The following is a 16,076-nucleotide window of genomic DNA, read 5'->3' on the forward strand; positions in this document are numbered from 1 at the left end:
ATTCCGGCTTCGCAGTCTCACAAGTGATGATGCGCTCTGTTCGTACCGCTTGTGTCACCGGATATGACCGGGCCGGAAACGAGAACTCACCGGCCCGCGGCGGTCGTTGTGCGGCACGGACCGGGGGCGGGTCGGCCGTCGTGATGCCCGATTGCCGATTACTCCCCTTCCGCCGCGGGCTGGTCCACCCGGCGGTCCCAGTCCGGCGAGCTCGAACCCTCGCCCCAGCCGGTGGCCATCGCTCTTCCGGCCTGCCCTTGATCGGTTCAGCGTGAGGGCGCGATCGGGTAGGGAACGAAGGTCGTGCTGTTCTCGTCTATGGCGAGCCGCTGCCCCAGCGGGGGCACGGCGCGCTGTGGGCAGTCGAGACGTTCGCAGACGCGGCAGCCCGTGCCGATCGGTGTCGCAGCCGAGGCGTTGTCGAGGTCGAGGCCGTCCGAGTAGACGAGCCGCGAGGCGTGCCGGACCTCGCAGCCCAAGCCGATCGCGAAGGTCTTGCCGGGCTCGCCCCAGCCGTCGCGGCTGCGGGTGACCGCGCGGGCTGTCCACAGATACCGCCGGCCGTTCGGGCATCGCGGCGATCTGGACATGGATACGGCCGGGGGCGGCGAACACCTCGTACACATTCCACAGGGGGCAGGTGCCGCCCGCCCGGGAGAAGTGGAAACCGGTCGCGGACTGCCGCTTGGACATGTTGCCCGCGCGGTCCACGCGTACGAAGGAGAACGGCACCCCGCGCAGCCGCGGTCGCTGGAGTGTGCTCAGGCGGTGGCAGACCGTCTCGTAGCCGAGGCCGAAGCGGTCGGTGAGGCGCTCGATGTCGTAGCGCAATTCCTCGGCCGCGGCATGGAAGCCGCGGTACGGCAGGATCAGCGCAGCGGCGAAGTAGTTGGCGACGCCGATCCGCGCCAGCTTCCAGGTTGGGGTGCCCTCGTCGAAATCCTCGGACGCATGCCCGGAGATTCCGTCGCCGTACTCCAGCAGCGCCAGCTGTGTGGCCATACGGAACGCCTGCTGGCCCGGGCGCAGTCGGGGCGAGAGGTGCACCGTGCGGTCCCGCGGATTGAACTGGTGCGGCCTGTCGCCGTCGGAGGTGACGCGCACGCGGTGCTGATGGGAGAGACGGGCAGCCAGCGCCTGACGGACCTCGCCAGGCCTGACGCCGACAGTGGCGGCCAGCTCCTCGGCGGCGGTATCGGCGTCGTGGAGGTAGTTCTGGCGCCGATAGAAGAACTCACGGATCTCCTCGTGCGGAGTGCGCGGCATGGGCGATTCTGCGGAGACGGCACGGCCGTCGGCCGCCTCGGCGAGCCGCTCACCCAGCTCCTGATTGCGGCGGCTCAGACGTAGCAACGCCTCCCCGACACCGGGCAGTCGGGACGCGAGATCCGACAGGTCGGAGGCCGACACCCGGGCGGCGGCCACCTCGTCGGCCATCGCTTCGCGCAGGTCGGCCATGAGGCGGCTGGTATCGCGTTCGGAGAAGAATCCGGCGTCCACGCCGAACGCCTCGGTCAGCCGCAGCAGTACGGGCACGGTCAGCGGCCGGGAGTCGTGCTCCATCTGGTTCAGATAACTGGGCGAGATCGCGAGGACCCGGGCCAGCTCGGCCTGGCTCATGCGCCGTTCATCCGACTCCTGGACCGCAAGACCGGCCGGGGTTCCACACGTACGACCGGCGCTGAGGCCGGTTGCCTGCACCTACACGATCGGCAACCCCGTGTAGTTCTCCGCCAGTTCCGCCGCCGCGTGCCGCGAGTTCGCCAGGCGGTGCAGCTGGGACAGCTGCAGCCGGGTGTCGAACGCGGACTGGGCCGGATCCGTGTGGAGCATCGTCGTCATCGAGTACGAGAAGTGCTCCGCTCGCCAGACCCGGCGCAGGCACGTGTCGGAGTAGGCGTCGAGCAGTTCCGTCGAGCCCGTGTTCTGCTCGTGGATCAGTGCGCGAGCCAGGACGATGACGTCGGATGCCGCGAGGTTGAGGCCCTTCGCGCCCGTCGGCGGGACGATGTGGGCCGCGTCCCCGGCCAGGAAGACGCTGCCGAACCGCATCGGCTCCGTCACCGAACTGCGCATCGGGAGAACGGACTTGGAAGTGACCGAGCCCCTCTCCAGCTTCCAGCCCGGGTCGGTGTCGATGGCGAAGCGGGCGTCCAGCTCGTCCCAGACGCGCTCGTCCGGCCAGTCGGCGGGATCGGTGTCGTTCGGCACCTGGAGGTAGAGGCGGCTGACGGCGGGCGACCGCATGCTGGCCAGGGCGAAGCCCCGCTCGGAATGGGCATAGATCAACTCGTCGTAGACCGGGGGCGCCTGGGCGAGAATCCCGAGCCAGGAGTAGGGATGGATCCGCTCGTACGTCGTGCGGACCGACTCGGGGACGGCGTTGCGCGTCACCCCGTGGAAGCCGTCGCAGCCCACGACGTAGTCACAAGTGAGTGTCTGCTCCCGCCCCTCGTGGAGGTAGCGGATGAGCGGCCGGTCGCTGTCGGCGTCCTCCACCGAGCGCACTTGGGCGTCGAACAACAGCGGTCCGCCGTCGGTGAGCTGGCGGGCTATCAGGTCCTTGACCACCTCGGTCTGCGCGTACACCGTCACGCTCCTGCCACCCGTGAGGGCGAGGAAGTCGAGCCGGTGCGCGCCGCGGTCGAAGCGCAGCTCGATGCCGTCGTGGACCATGCCCTCGCGGTCCATGCGCTCGGCGACTCCGGCGGAGCGCAGGGCGTCCACGGTGCCCTGTTCGAGGATGCCTGCCCGCTGGCGGTTCTCGACGTGGACGCGGTCGCGTGATTCGAGGGTCACGCTGTCGATGCCGGCGTTGCGCAGCAGCCGGGCCAGCAGCAGTCCGCCGGGACCTGCGCCGATGATGCCGACGGTGGTGTGCATCAGCAGCCTTCTTTCCGGGGGGTGGTTCACATTGTGCCCCCATCTCCGGGCACTGGCGCTGACCTGCTGCCGGGTCAGCTGACCGGGTGACAGTAACCCGGTCACTTCTCCAGTACGAGTGCCAGGCCCTGGCCGACGCCGATGCACAGTGCGGCGATTCCGGTGCCGGAGCCTGCCGCGGCGAGCTGGTGGGCGACGGCTCCGGTGATGCGGGCGCCCGACGCGCCGAGCGGATGGCCGATGGAGATGGCGCCACCGCGCGGGTTGACCACGGCCGGGTCAAGTCCTGGCCACTGTCCGATGCAGGCAAGCGCCTGGGCCGCGAACGCCTCGTTGAGTTCGAGGGTGTGCAGGTCCCCGAGGCCGCGGCCGGCCTTCTTGAGTGCGCGGTGGACCGCTTCGACGGGTCCGGCTCCGAAGTACTGCGGCTCGATTCCGGTCACGGCCGTGGCGCCGATCCTGGCCAGCGGCTCGCGCCCGGTGGCGCGCAGGCCGTCCTCGTCGGTGAGCAGCAGGGCTGCGGCGCCGTCGTTGAGCGGTGAGGAGTTGCCCGCAGTGACGGTGCCGCCCTGGCGGAAGACGGGCTTGAGCTTGGCGAGGGCCTCGGTCGACGTGGTGTCGCGGATGCATTCGTCGCGGGCCAGATCGACGCCGTCGACCAGGGCGATCTCCGCGTCGTACAGTCCCGCCTCCCAGGCACGCGCGGCCTTCCGGTGGCTTTCGAGGGCGAAGGCGTCCTGTGCCTCGCGGTCGATGCCGTAGCGGTCGGCGACCAGTTCGGCGCCTTCGCCGAGGGCGACCGTCCACTCCTTGGGCATACGCGGGTTGACCATGCGCCAGCCGAGCGTGGTCGAGAACATCTCCTGGTGGCCCGCGGGGAAGGCGCGTTCGGGCTTGGGTACCACCCAGGGTGCGCGGCTCATCGACTCGACGCCGCCCGCGACCGCGATGGACGCGTCCCCGACGGCGATGGCCCGGGCCGCCTGGATGACCGCTTCCATGCCGGAGCCGCAGAGCCGGTTGACCGTGGCGCCGGGCACGGTGACGGGAAGCCCGGCCAGCAGCACTGCCATACGGGCCACGTCGCGGTTCTCCTCCCCCGCGCCGTTGGCGTTGCCGAAGAAGACGTCGTCGATACGCGCCGGGTCGAGGTCGGGCGTACGGGAGACGAGCGCGCCGAGCACATGGGCTGCGAGGTCGTCGGGGCGTACGCCGGACAGGGCGCCGCCGTACTTGCCGATCGGCGTGCGGACGGCGTCGACGACATAGACATCACGAAGGCGGTCGGTCATGTCAGCTCCTGGTGCGGGCGGAGGGAGAGGGACGGTCAGGGGGAGTCAGCTGGTGGGGAGGGGAATGCGGACGGGCGCGGCGGTCTTGTCCCGCACCTCGTCGGGAGTGACCCCGGGAGCGGTCTCGACGAGGTGCAGCCCGTCCTCGGTGACATCGAGGACGGCGAGGTCGGTGATGATGCGGTGCACGCAGGCCTTGCCGGTGAGCGGCAGGGTGCACTCCTGGACGATCTTCGGTGAGCCGTCCTTGGCCGTGTGGTCGGTCAGGACGATGACGCGGCGGGCTCCGTGGACCAGGTCCATGGCGCCTCCCATACCCTTGATCATCTTGCCGGGGATCGACCAGTTGGCGAGGTCGCCGGTGGCGGAGACCTGTATGGCGCCAAGGATTGCGGCGTCGATATGGCTGCCGCGGATCATGCCGAAGGAGAGTGCGGAGTCGAAGAACGCGGCTCCGGGCCGGACGGTGACGGTCTCCTTGCCCGCGTTGATGAGGTCGGGGTCGATCTCGTCGTGAGTCGGGTAGGGCCCGACGCCGAGGATCCCGTTCTCCGAGTGGAGCACCACATCCATGCCCTCGGGAAGGAAGCCCGGGACGAGCGTGGGCAGCCCGATGCCGAGGTTGACGTACGAGCCGTCGGTCAGCTCGGCGGCCGCGCGGGCAGCCATCTCGTCTCGTGTCCAGGCCATCAGCCTCGTACCGTCCTCTTCTCGATCGGCTTGTCGGCGGCCTGCCCGGGGGTGAGCGCCACCACGCGCTGGACGAACACCCCGGGCAGATGGACGGCATCGGGGTCGATCTCGCCGGGTTCGACGAGTTCCTCGACCTCGGCGACGGTCACTCGGCCTGCCATCGCGGCGAGGGGGTTGAAGTTACGGGATGTCTTGCTGAAGACGAGATTGCCGTGGCGGTCGCCCTTTGCGGCCCGTACGAGCGCGAAGTCGGTGGTGATGCCGTACTCGAGGACGTGCTCGAGTCCGTCGAAGGTGCGGATTTCCTTGGCGGGGCTGGGCACGGCCACCCGGCCGTCCGCTGCGTACCGGCGGGGCAGACCGCCGTCGGCGACCTGGGTGCCGACTCCGGCGGGGGTGAAGAAGGCGGGGATGCCGCAGCCACCGGCCCGCAGACGCTCGGCGAGAGTGCCCTGGGGGACGAGCTCGACCTCCAGCTCGCCGCCGAGGTACTGGCGGCCGAATTCCTTGTTCTCGCCGATGTACGAGCCGGTGACGCGGGCGATACGGCCCGCGGCGAGCAGGGTGCCCAGCCCGGCGCCGTCCACCCCGCAGTTGTTGGAGACCACCTGCAGCCCGCGGACACCACGAGCCAGGAGCGCCGCGATCAGCGTGTTGGGCACACCGCTCAGCCCGAAGCCGCCGACGGCCAGCGAGGCGCCGTCGCCGATGTCGGCGATCGCCTCGGCGGCGCTCTGCTTGGCCTTGTCCATGGAGGGTTCCTTGTCGCCGGCCGACAGAACCTGCGGGAGGCTGTTGTTCGCCAGATGAACTACAGTTCACTTCTACTCGAGAGTGTGCGTTCACCGGCCACGCAATGTCAACGGCTGCACGGAACGCCGAGGGAAGTCAGAAGGACTCCGCTCCGCAACCGCACGGAGGGCCGATGGCCGTCACGACGCCGACCCACGACACGGCACCCGCCGAAGCCGTGGGGCCGCTGATGCGCGGCATCTCCGTGCTGCGCATCATCAGCGAGGCCGACGGCGTGATGACCGTGAGCGAGCTCGTACGCTCCACCGGCCTCGCCCGCTCCACCGTCGACCGGATCGCCGCCACCCTGGCACGCATGGGCTACCTCCGGCTCGACGGCCACCGCGTCGTCCTGGCGCCGCGCCTGATGGAACTCGGCAACGCCTATCTGGCCGCCGTCCGGCTGCCGCGACTGCTCGGCCCGCTCGCCGAGAAGCTTGCCGACGAACTCGACGAGTCCGTGTCCTTGGCCGTACCGGACCGTGACGGCATCCGCTTCGTCCATCAGACCACCCGGCGCCGGGCCATGTCCCTCACCCTCCGCATCGGGGATCTGCTGCCTGCCGAACGCACCGCGCAGGGAACGGTGTTCGCCGCGTACTGGAGCGAGGAGGAGTGGGCGCACTGGCACGCACGGAGGACCGCCGACCCGCACGGCCGCGCCTTCGAAGAGCGCGCGGCCGAGGACGCGCCCGCCTTCGTAGAAAGCGCGGCCGAGGCACGCGCGCAGGGCTGGGCCGTGGACGACCAGCTGATCGAGCCGGGACTGATCGCCCTCGCGCTGCCGGTCCGGGCCCCCGACGGCGAAGTGGTCTGCGCCGTGAGCCTGGTGAGCCACACCAGCCGCCACAGCGCCGAGTCGCTGCGGGAGTCACTGCTGCCACGCGCGCGCGATGCCGTTGCCGCGATGGAACAGCGCCTGAGTCACCCGGCAGGGGAAGATCAGGCCGACGAGCCGCCCGCCGGTGGACTCGCCGACTGGACCAACGCCTCCAAGCAGGAGCTCGGCGCGGAGTTCGTGGAGTCGCTCGCGCGCGGCCTCACGGTGATCACCGCCTTCGGGGACGGCAGGGCGGAACTCACTCTCGCCGCCGTCGCGGAGGCCACCGGTCTCGCCCGCGCCACTGCCCGCCGCGCCCTCATCACGCTGGAGCACCTGGGGTACGTCGAAGCGCGGGAGCGGACCTTCCGCCTCACCCCGAGCGTGCTCGCACTCGGCTGTCCGCCGCTGTCGCGCACCACACTCTCCGAGATCGCCTCGCCCCATCTGGTCGCCCTCGTCCAGCAGGTGCACGACTCGGCGTCCCTGGCCGTGCTCGACGGCGACGCCATCCAGTACACGGCCCGCGTCGCCACCGGCCGGATCATGAGCGTCAACATCCAGATCGGTACGAGATTTCCGGCGTACGCGGCGTCCATGGGCCGCGTCCTGCTGGCCGGCCTGCCGCCGCAGGAACGCGCCGCCCGGCTGGAGCGCACCGAACGGCGGGCGCTGACGCCCCGGACCGTCACCGGCCTGCCGGAACTCGAAGCGGTCCTGGAGCGCGTGGCACAAGAGGGGTACGCGCTGGTCGACGAGGAACTCGAGGAGGGCCTGCGCTCACTCGCCGTACCGGTGCGCGATCTCGACGGACAGCCGGTCGCGGCCGTGAACGTCGCCATGCACAGCAGCCGCCGCACGGTTCAGCAGTGCCTGGCCGAGGTCCTTCCCGAGCTGCGGGCGACCGCCGCCGGGATCGAGGCCGATCTGCACATCGCGGGGCGCTTCACAAGGATCCCGACGGCCTGAGCCGGGCTTTGGGGCGGCCGGTCGCCCCGGCGGACCTGCCCGCCCGCGCCTACGGGGACGCTCAGCCCGGCAAGATCGGGCCGGACAGGACCTAAGGGGTCGGGATACCGCCGGGGCGGGCCGGGCGGCCGAAGCGGACCGGGACCCCCGGCGAATACAGCACGCTCACCGGCTCTCCCTCCGGTTCGGGCAGTCCCGCCGCGCTCACCAGGTCCTCGTCGCACTCGATGAGCTCCCCGCGGTGCAGGGGCCAGCGCGGATGCGTGTTGGGCAGGTATACCGACCGGCCGAAGAACGTGTTGTGCATGCCCCAGCGGGCGGTCAGGAAGTGCTCCAGCTCGCTGGGGTCCTCGACCCTCTCACCGATCCGCAGGGCAATCCGGCTGTGCGCGCCTCGCGGTCCGGGCCAGCGCCGCGTGCTCGTGTAGGTGAGCACGTCGCCGTCCCGCCGGATCGACATGCGAGACCACAGGTACGGCAGCCGGAAAGCCGCTCGTGCGACGGCCACCGGTATCAGCCGGGAGGCGTCGAGCGACCGGAAGACCACCCCGCGCCGCCCATGGGCATCGCGCGAGTAGAGACGGACGTTGGTCTCGGGAAAAGTGCCCAGGTAGGGGACACCGGGCAGGCGGAACCAGCCCACGCGGTGCATCCGGAAGGCCACAAGTCCGATGTAGGTGACCCCGTGGAGAGTGTCGGGAGTCGTGCCGGGCGGCAGGAGCGGTGCCACGTCCGCCGGATCGGCGGCCCAGTGCACGAATGCCAGGTCCAGCCAGGACTGGGTGAGCAGGGGGCTCACGTCGGGGTGGGGTGAGTCCGCCGTTATGGACTGGGGAGGACGTGGTGTGTGCAGCACCCTGTCAGGATCTCAGAGTCCCCCTCGGCAGCCGGGACGGGGGCGCGGCCGGGCTCCTGAGCTGCGCCTACTGCAGTGCGTGCACCGCCGCTCTGAAGGCGGCCGGCATGCGGTGGGCCGCGGGAACGATCAGGCGTGCTGTGCCGGGGTACCGGGCGGCCCGCAGCAGGCCCTCGGTGAGCAGACGGTGGCGCCGGGTCAGCCGCGCCCACTGCGCGGGGTAGTCCTGAGGGCGGGCGGCGGCCAGACACCGAACGGCGGCCGCGGCCGTCGCCAGTGCCAGGGCGACACCCTCACCCGTCAGGGCATCGACATAGCCGGCCGCGTCACCGACGAGCAGAGCCCGCCCGGACCACTGGGTCCGCGCCCGCTGCCGCAACGGTCCTGCGCCGCGTACGGAATTCGCCTCCCGGTCCCGGAGCAGCTCGGCGAGTACGGGAAATCCCGCCATGTGCTCTTCGTAGGAGCGACGGTGGCGGCTGAGCACGGCGACCCCGACCAGGTCGTCCCCGACCGGCGTCACGTACGCCTCACCGTGGCGGGACCAGTGGACTTCCACGAAGTCGGCCCACGGAGCGATGCGATAGTGGCGCCGCAGGCCGTAGCGACGGTGTCCCGCTCCCCCGGGACTGTCCAGGCCGAGCGCGCGGCGCAGCGGTGAGTGCAGGCCGTCGGCGGCAATCAGCCAACGCGCCGTCAGCCCCGCCGCCCTGACCCGGTCGTGGCTCTGGCGGATCTCCCCCACTTTGCCCGGGACGATCTTCACCCCGATGTCCAGGGCGCGTTGATACAGGGCGTCGTGCAGCTCCGTCCGCCGTACGCCGAGCCCTGGGCGGTCCCGGAACGTTGCCTCCGCACGACGGGCACCGTCGAGGTAGCGGATCCCGCGCAGGTCACGGCCAGACACGTCGACGCCCAGCGAACGCAGCGCCGCCACACCGCTCGGCATGATTCCCTCGCCGCACGCCTTGTCGACGGGAGCGGGGCGCGGCTCGACGACCACGGCTTCCATTCCCGCCCCGGCGGCATGGATGGCGGCCGCCAGACCGGCAGGGCCTCCGCCCGCGACCAGCACGTCGATCACGTCCGTACTCCCGCGGCTGTCGCGAGAGCCAGGGCCCCGTCCTCGCACCGGATGCGGACCGCCATGAGCACGGAGTTGAGCGTCGTGAAGGCGAGGGCTGTCACCCACGCACCGTGGACCAGTGGCAGGGCAAGCCCCTCCGCGGCGACCGCGACGTAATTGGGGTGGCGCAGCCATCGGTAGGGCCCGCCGGTCACCAGGGGCAGGCCCGGGACGACGATGACGCGGGTGTTCCACTGATGTCCGAGCGTACGGATGCACCACCAGCGCAAGGCCTGGGCGGCCACGACCACGGCGACCATCGTCCAGCCGAACAGCGGCAGGAACGGGCGGCCGGCCAGCCGGACTTCGGCGAGACAGCCCGCCAGCAGGGCGGTGTGCAGGGCGACCATGGCGGGGTAGTGGCCTCTGCCGGTTTCGATGCCGCCGCGTGCCCGGCTCCAGCGGGTGTTGCGCAGCGCCACGGCGAGTTCGGCGAGTCGCTCGGCGGCGACAGCGAGCACCCCGGCGGTGTACCAGATCATCGTTTTCTCCGAACTACCAGCGCAGCAGCACCAGTTCGCAGCAGAATCCCGGTCCCATGGCCAGCAGCAGACCGGGCGTTCCCGGTTCGGGACACTTCTGCTGGAGCGTGTCCCGAAGGACGTGCAGGACCGAGGACGAGGACAGGTTGCCGACATTGGCGAGCGAGCGCCAGGTGACGTCGAGGGCACCGTCGGGCAGGGAGAGAACGTCGGAGACGGCTTCCAGGACCTTCGGTCCACCGGGATGGCACACCCAGTGGGCCACGTCCTTCGGCTTGAGGCCGTGCTCCTCCAGGAATCCCTCGACGTCGCCCTTGAGATGGCGGCGCACGACGTCGGGGATGGCCGCGTCGAGCACCACGCCGAAGCCGGAGCTCTGGATGTCCCAGCCCATGAGGTGTTCGGTGTCGGGGTACATGCGGCTGCGGGTGGCCACCACCTCGGGGCCTGTCGTACGGGCCGCGTTGTCGCCGACGGCAACGACGGCCGCCGCCCCGTCGCCGAACAGCGCGGTCGCCACCAGGTTGGCGGGCCGCGTGTCGTTGCGCTGGAAGGTCAGCGAGCAGAGTTCGACGGAGAGGAGCACGGCCACGTGGTCGGGCCGGCCGAGCAGGTAGTCGTGCAGCCGGGCCACGCCGGCCGCTCCGGCGACGCAGCCCAGGCCGAAGACCGGCAGCCGTTTCACATCGGGCCGCAGGCCGAGACGTCCCACGAGCCGGGCGTCGACGGAGGGCGCGGCCACTCCGGTGACGGAGGTGAACATCAGCAGGTCCACATCGGTGGGCCGCAGCCCCGCGGTCCGCAGCGCACCGCGAACGACCTCTGCGCCCATGCTCGTGGCCGCCGTGATGAACACGTCGTTGGCGGCGCCGAGGCCGTCCAGCTCGCCGTAGCGTTCCAGGGGCAGCACCGTGTGCCGCGTACGCACCTGCGCGTTCTCGTGAAGGCGATCGAGGACACGGCGGTCGGCGCCCGGTGGCAGGCAGGTGCGAGCCACCATGTCGGTGATGTCGCGCTGGGGGTGGCGGTGCGGTGCCAGGGCGCCGTGAACGGCTGCGATCCGGGTCATCCGGCTTCCCGCCTGGGAGGCATCATGGCCCATTCCTAACCCGCGCGCGGGCACGGGACACCTCAAGTAGCCCGTGCGGCTGTCACACCCGTACGCCTCGGAGTGCCTACGATCACACGATGGGCACCACGGATCGGTCACCCGTATACGCCCCGGCCTCGTGCCGGCCCCTGCGCCGCGCGGCCGGGCTGGTTCTGTCCTGCCATCCGGGACCGGTGGTCGCGGTGACGGTCCTGGCCACCGGACTGGCCGTCAGCGCCCGCCTCAGCAGCGCCCGTTGCGCACTGATCGGCGCGGCCGTCCTGGCCGGCCAGCTCTCGGTGGGCTGGTGCAACGACGCCTTCGACGCCCGGCGCGATGCCGCGGTCGGCCGCCGGGGGAAACCGGTGGCCGACGGTTCCGTGGGACCGGGCGCGGTGTGGGCCGCGGCGTTCGCCGCCCTCCTGCTGTGTGTGCCGCTGTCGCTGGCCTGCGGCCTTGCCGCCGGTACGGTGCACCTCGCCGCGGTCGCCGCGGCATGGGCGTACAACGTGAAGCTGAAGGCGACGGTGCTGTCCTGGCTCCCGTACGCGGCCGGATTCGGCAGTCTTCCGGCGTTCGTCACGCTGAGCATGCCCGGCCGTCCCTGGCCGGCGTGGTGGGCCGTGACGGCCGGAGCACTCCTCGGCATCGCGGCCCATCTGGGCGACGTACTCCCGGACATCCCCGACGATCTGCGGACCGGGGTACGCGGACTGCCGCACCGGCTGGGCGTCACCGGCACCCGGCTGCTGGTGCCGGTCCCCCTGGTGGCGGCAACGGCGGTACTGGTGCTGGGCCCCGCGGGACCGCCGGGCGCATGGGGAGCGGCCACGCTGTTCGCGGCAGTGCCGACAGCGGTCGCGGGGCTCGCACTTGGACGGTACTGGCGCAAGGCGGCGTTCGCCGGGACGGTAGCCGTGGCGGCGGCCGATGTGGCACTGCTCCTGGCGCGGGGCACCGCCCTTTCGTGACGCCGGCTTCGACAGGCACTACGCCCCCGCGCCGCCCTTGCGCAGGAACCGGCGCAGCTTCGTCAGCGGCCAGGTGTTGATGACGTCGTCCTTCGTCAGCCACCCGCGCTGCGCCGTGCCCACCCCGTAGCGCATGTAGGGCAGATGCGTGGTGGAGTGCGCGTCCGAGTTCACCGCGAACTTCACGCCGTACCGCTTCGCGCGCAGGATGTCCTCGTCGCAGAGGTCGAGTCGCTCCGGATGCGCGTTGATCTCCAGGGCGGTGCCCGTTCTCGCGCAGGCTTCGAAGACCGCGTCGAAGTCGGCGTCGATCCCGGGGCGCTTGCCGATCCTGCGGGTGGTGGGGTGGCCGATGACAGCAACGTGCGGATTCTCGCAGGCACGGACGAGCCTGCGGGTGAGCGCCTGCCGGCTCTGGTTGAAGTGTGAATGGACGGAGGCCACGCACAGGTCGAAGCCCTCCAGGAAGTCGTCGGGCCAGTCGACCTCCCCGTCCGGGCCGATGTTGAGCTCCGTTCCGTGCAGAAGCCGCATCCCGTGGTGCTTCCGGTCGAGTTCGCGCACCCGCTCGCGCTGCGCCAGGATCTTCTCGTCGGTCATGCGCTGCATGTAGAGGTTCGGGGCGTGGTCGGTGATCGCGTAGTACGCGTAGCCCCGCGCGGCAGCGGCGGCGACCATGTCCTCCAGCGGGGCGAGGCCGTCGGTGAGGTCGGTGTGGGTGTGCAGGTCGCCCCTGATGTCCTTCTCGGCCAGCAGGTCGGGGAGTTCGCCGCGCATTCCTGCCGCGATCTCCCCCCGGTCCTCACGCAGGGGCGGCGGTATCCAGGGCAGGCCTAGCCTGTCGTAGATGTCCTCCTCCGACTCCGAGGTGATCAGCTTGCCGCTCTTGGCGTGGAAGAGCCCGTACTCGGAGAGCTTGAGCTTGTGGCGTACCGCGATCTCACGGGTGCGGATGTTGTGCGCCTTGGATCCGGTGAAGTACTGCAGGCCCGCTCCCCAGGATTCGGGCGGAAGGACTCGCAGATCCACCTGGAGGCCCTTGGTGGTGCGGATGGAGGTCTTCTTCTCGCCGTGCGCGATGACCTCGGCCGTTTGCGGAAGGCCGCTCAGGGCCTCCATGAACGGCGCCGATCGCTCGGCCGCCACCAGGATGTCGATGTCCCCGATCGTCTCCCGCATGCGGCGCAGCGATCCCGCGTAGGTGCACCGTTCGCATCCGGGGATGCCTGACAGGTCGGAGACGATCTGTTCGGCGATGTCCATGGCCGCGCCGATGAGGATCCGGCCCTCGCCGGCCTTCTGCATCAGCGAGATGCCGTGGAGGATGTTCTCCTCGGTCTTCTCGCCGAAGCCCTTCAGGTCGCGCAGCTTCTCGGCATCGATGGCTTCCAGCAGCTGGTCCACGGAGGAGATGCCCAGCTCCTCGTAGAGCACCATGGCCTTCTTGGGCCCGAGCATGGGGATGGTGATCAGCTCGCGCACCCCGGCGGGAATCGAGGCCCGGGTCTCCTCGATGGTGGCGACGTGGCCGGACTGCAGATACTCGGCGATCTTGTCGGCGATCGACTTGCCGACGTTGGGGATCTCCCGCAGGGCCTTGGCGTCGAGCTTCGAGACGTCCGCGTGGTAGCCGCCGACGGCGCGGGCGGCCTTCTCGTAGGCACGTGCCTTGAAGGCGTCCCCGCCGCTGATCGCGATCAGGTCGGCGTACTCCTGGAGGAGTGATTCGACGTCCTCGTTCGCTCGGACCATACCTTCATGGTGCTCCGGTACGGCCGGGGAGGCACGCCTGGGCATGGCCACCCGGGTTCACCTGCTCGTACCGGGCAGATTGAACACAAGATCCCTTCATCTCATCTTACTTATTGAGATGATCGCCTTAGCCATCTGATGTCCATGAATACCCGATACACTGCCGCCGCAAGTGACACGGTTGTTTGTCCAGGATGTGACCCGGGGGGGGCGCCTTGGAGCCATTGGGACCTGACGACCCCACCGTCGTGGGGCCATACCGGCTGGTTGCCCAGTTGGGCAGTGGCGGCATGGGCCGGGTCTACCTCGGGTACTCGCCGAGCGGTCGGCGGGTCGCGATCAAGGTCATCCGTCCCGACTACGTACAAGACCCCGCCTTCCGGCAGCGCTTCGCCCGCGAGGTGATCGCCTCGCGCGCCGTGAGTGGCTTCTTCACGGCCGGGGTGGTCGACGCGGACCCCGACGGAAGCCGGCCGTGGCTGGCGACCGCGTACATTCCCGGCCCCTCGCTCCAGCAAGCGGTGCACAAGGGCGGCCCCTTCCCGGAGCGGTCCGTACGGGCGCTCGGTGCGGCGCTGGTGGAAGCGCTGACGGCGATTCATGGTGCGGCACTCATCCACCGGGATCTCAAGCCCGCCAATGTGCTGCTTGCCGAGGACGGGCCTCGCGTCATCGACTTCGGGATCTCCCGGCTCGCCGAGCACAGCGGACTGACGCTCACCGGCACCACGATCGGGTCTCCGGGCTACATGTCGCCCGAGCAGATCCAGGGACTGCCGATCGAGGCCTCGTCCGACGTGTTCTCGCTCGGCTCGGTGCTGGCTTTCGCCGCGACGGGTGCCGGTCCCTTCGGCGAAGCCTCCGTACCGGCCCTGTTGTTCCGCGTGGTGCACGAGGAGCCCAAACTCCAGGCGATACCGGCCGGGTTGCGCGAGCTGATCGGTTGGTGCCTCTCGAAGCGGCCTGCCGACCGCCCGGCCCTGTCGGCCCTGATGCCCGCTCTGACCGGCGGCCGCTCCCCGGTGGAACTGCTCGGCGCGGGCTGGCTGCCCAAGCCCTGGCAGGACGAAGACACATCGGGCACGCTCGTTTTCCCGGACCTGCCGACGTCGACTTCGGCGGACCACTCCCCCGTGCCCGAGCGGCAGCCGAGCCTGCCGGAGCCGGCCCCGGAGCCTGATCCGGAGCGGCCGGTCAGCCGTCGCCGGTTGCTGTACGCCGCGGCCGGCGCCCTGGGGGCCGGCGGGCTGGCAGCCGCCGGCTGGGGCCTCACGCGGGATCGCGAGTCGCCCGCCGCGGGGTCGCTGCGCTGGCGGTTCACGACCACCGGCACGGTGCTGTCCTACCCGAGGGTGGCCGGGGATCTGGTCTACGCGGCCAGCAACGACGGCACGCTGTACGCGCTGACCACCGCCGACGGGCAGCAGCGATGGAAGTACACCACCGCCGCGGCCATCGGCTCCGCACCCACCGTGCTGGGCGGCAGCGTGTACCTCGGCAGCGACGACCGCACCCTGTACGCCTTCGACGCGCGTTCGGGCAAGGTCCGTTGGCGGGTCACCACAGGGGGCATCGTCCATACCCCCGTCGTGACAGGGGGCGTTGCCTATGTCGGCAGCGCGGACCACCGGCTGTACGCCATCGACGCGGCCGACGGAAAGCGCCGGTGGACCTTCGACACGGGCAACGACACGCATTCCCCCGCCGTGTCCGGCGAGACGGTGTACGTGGGCAGCAGCGACACCAGCCTCTACGCGGTGAACGCGAACACCGGCGAGAAGCGGTGGGCCTTCACCACTCGCGGGGCCGTGTCCGGCATCCCGGCCGTAGCGGGCGGCCTCGTCTACTTCGGCAGCACCGACGGCGCTCTCTACGCGGTCGACGCAGGCACAGGGAAGCAAGTCTGGCGATTCGAGGGCGCCTCCGTCGGATCCAACCCGGCGATCGTCAAAGGAGTGGTGTACGTGGGGGGCGGCAAGACATTGCACGCGCTGGACGCCAACACGGGCAAGCCCACATGGGAGTTCACCGCCACGGGAGACGTCCACGCTCCGGCCGCAGCAGGCGCGGTGGTGTACGTGGGCAGCGCCGACACCAAGCTGTACGCGGTGAACGCCGCGACAGGAGAGCAGCTGTGGGCCTACTCCGCCTCCGCTCCGGTGCACTCACCGGCCGTCACCCAGGACACGGTGTACTTCGGCAGCGACGACAGCACGCTCTACGCCGTTCGCATTTGAACCAACCGGGAACCGGGCGGGCGACGCACGCAGTCCTACTCACCGCAGCTAGCGGCTTATTCACGTCCGAGTGACGCTGTTGGTCAGCAAGGGGGGAAATGTCTAGATATTCA

General features: G+C 70.5%; 12 protein-coding genes and 1 pseudogene. 3 read left to right on the forward strand and 10 right to left on the reverse strand.

Annotated features, from left to right (window positions below; translation table 11 throughout):
* Positions 1–266: 266 nt before the first annotated feature.
* From OG741_RS03175 to OG741_RS03195, 5 genes and pseudogenes are all read right to left on the reverse strand, one after another.
* Positions 267–1,620 (reverse strand): annotated as a pseudogene (locus tag OG741_RS03175) (short-chain fatty acyl-CoA regulator family protein).
* Positions 1,621–1,701: 81 nt separating this feature from the next.
* A complete protein-coding gene (locus tag OG741_RS03180; RefSeq protein WP_405594892.1) occupies positions 1,702–2,883 on the reverse strand; it encodes a 4-hydroxybenzoate 3-monooxygenase in 1,182 nt (393 codons plus the stop codon).
* A 101-nt stretch (positions 2,884–2,984) separates the two neighbouring features.
* Entirely contained in the window at positions 2,985–4,175 is a 1,191-nt protein-coding gene (locus tag OG741_RS03185) for a thiolase family protein (RefSeq protein WP_405594894.1), read from the reverse strand.
* 45 nt (positions 4,176–4,220) lie between these two features.
* Positions 4,221–4,865 carry a CoA transferase subunit B gene (locus OG741_RS03190; protein ID WP_405594896.1) on the reverse strand — a complete coding sequence of 215 codons (645 nt, stop codon included), beginning with the start codon at positions 4,863–4,865 and terminating at the stop codon, positions 4,221–4,223.
* Positions 4,865–5,620, reverse strand: a complete 756-nt coding sequence (locus OG741_RS03195) for a CoA transferase subunit A (RefSeq protein ID WP_405594898.1) — start codon at positions 5,618–5,620, stop codon at positions 4,865–4,867. Before OG741_RS03195 ends, OG741_RS03190 begins: the two co-directional genes overlap by 1 nt.
* A 173-nt stretch (positions 5,621–5,793) precedes the next feature.
* On the opposite strand from OG741_RS03195, the gene OG741_RS03200 reads away from it, so the two are divergent.
* The gene (locus OG741_RS03200; protein WP_405594900.1) at positions 5,794–7,449 is read left to right on the forward strand and encodes an IclR family transcriptional regulator C-terminal domain-containing protein; all 1,656 of its coding nucleotides are present in this window, start codon (positions 5,794–5,796) and stop codon (positions 7,447–7,449) included.
* Positions 7,450–7,540: 91 nt separating this feature from the next.
* On the opposite strand, the gene OG741_RS03205 is transcribed toward OG741_RS03200, so the two are convergent.
* The 4 genes from OG741_RS03205 to OG741_RS03220 all read right to left on the reverse strand — a co-directional run bounded on the left by OG741_RS03205 (position 7,541) and on the right by OG741_RS03220 (position 10,982).
* Complete coding sequence (locus OG741_RS03205; RefSeq protein ID WP_405594902.1) at positions 7,541–8,305, reverse strand: YqjF family protein; 765 nt, start codon at positions 8,303–8,305, stop codon at positions 7,541–7,543.
* Positions 8,306–8,372: 67 nt separating this feature from the next.
* A complete protein-coding gene (locus OG741_RS03210; protein ID WP_405594904.1) occupies positions 8,373–9,389 on the reverse strand; it encodes an NAD(P)/FAD-dependent oxidoreductase in 1,017 nt (338 codons plus the stop codon).
* Complete coding sequence (locus OG741_RS03215; RefSeq protein WP_405594906.1) at positions 9,386–9,913, reverse strand: isoprenylcysteine carboxyl methyltransferase family protein; 528 nt, start codon at positions 9,911–9,913, stop codon at positions 9,386–9,388. The genes OG741_RS03210 and OG741_RS03215 overlap by 4 nt, the downstream gene beginning before the upstream one ends.
* Before the next feature lie 13 nt (positions 9,914–9,926).
* Positions 9,927–10,982 (reverse strand): type III polyketide synthase, encoded by a 1,056-nt coding sequence (locus OG741_RS03220; RefSeq protein ID WP_405594908.1) that lies wholly within the window; start codon positions 10,980–10,982, stop codon positions 9,927–9,929.
* 119 nt (positions 10,983–11,101) lie between these two features.
* Between OG741_RS03220 and OG741_RS03225 the strand changes: the two genes are divergently transcribed.
* A complete protein-coding gene (locus OG741_RS03225; RefSeq protein WP_405594910.1) occupies positions 11,102–11,974 on the forward strand; it encodes a UbiA family prenyltransferase in 873 nt (290 codons plus the stop codon).
* Positions 11,975–11,992: 18 nt separating this feature from the next.
* On the opposite strand, the gene polX is transcribed toward OG741_RS03225, so the two are convergent.
* Positions 11,993–13,726, reverse strand: coding sequence for a DNA polymerase/3'-5' exonuclease PolX (gene polX, locus OG741_RS03230; RefSeq protein ID WP_405594912.1), 1,734 nt, complete (start codon positions 13,724–13,726; stop codon positions 11,993–11,995).
* 248 nt (positions 13,727–13,974) lie between these two features.
* Here polX and OG741_RS03235 point away from each other — a divergent pair, with 248 nt between their 5' ends.
* Entirely contained in the window at positions 13,975–15,963 is a 1,989-nt protein-coding gene (locus tag OG741_RS03235; protein WP_405594915.1) for a PQQ-binding-like beta-propeller repeat protein, read from the forward strand.
* Positions 15,964–16,076: the final 113 nt, after the last annotated feature.

This window comes from Streptomyces sp. NBC_01410, assembly GCF_045040195.1.
Lineage (GTDB): Bacteria > Actinomycetota > Actinomycetes > Streptomycetales > Streptomycetaceae > Streptomyces.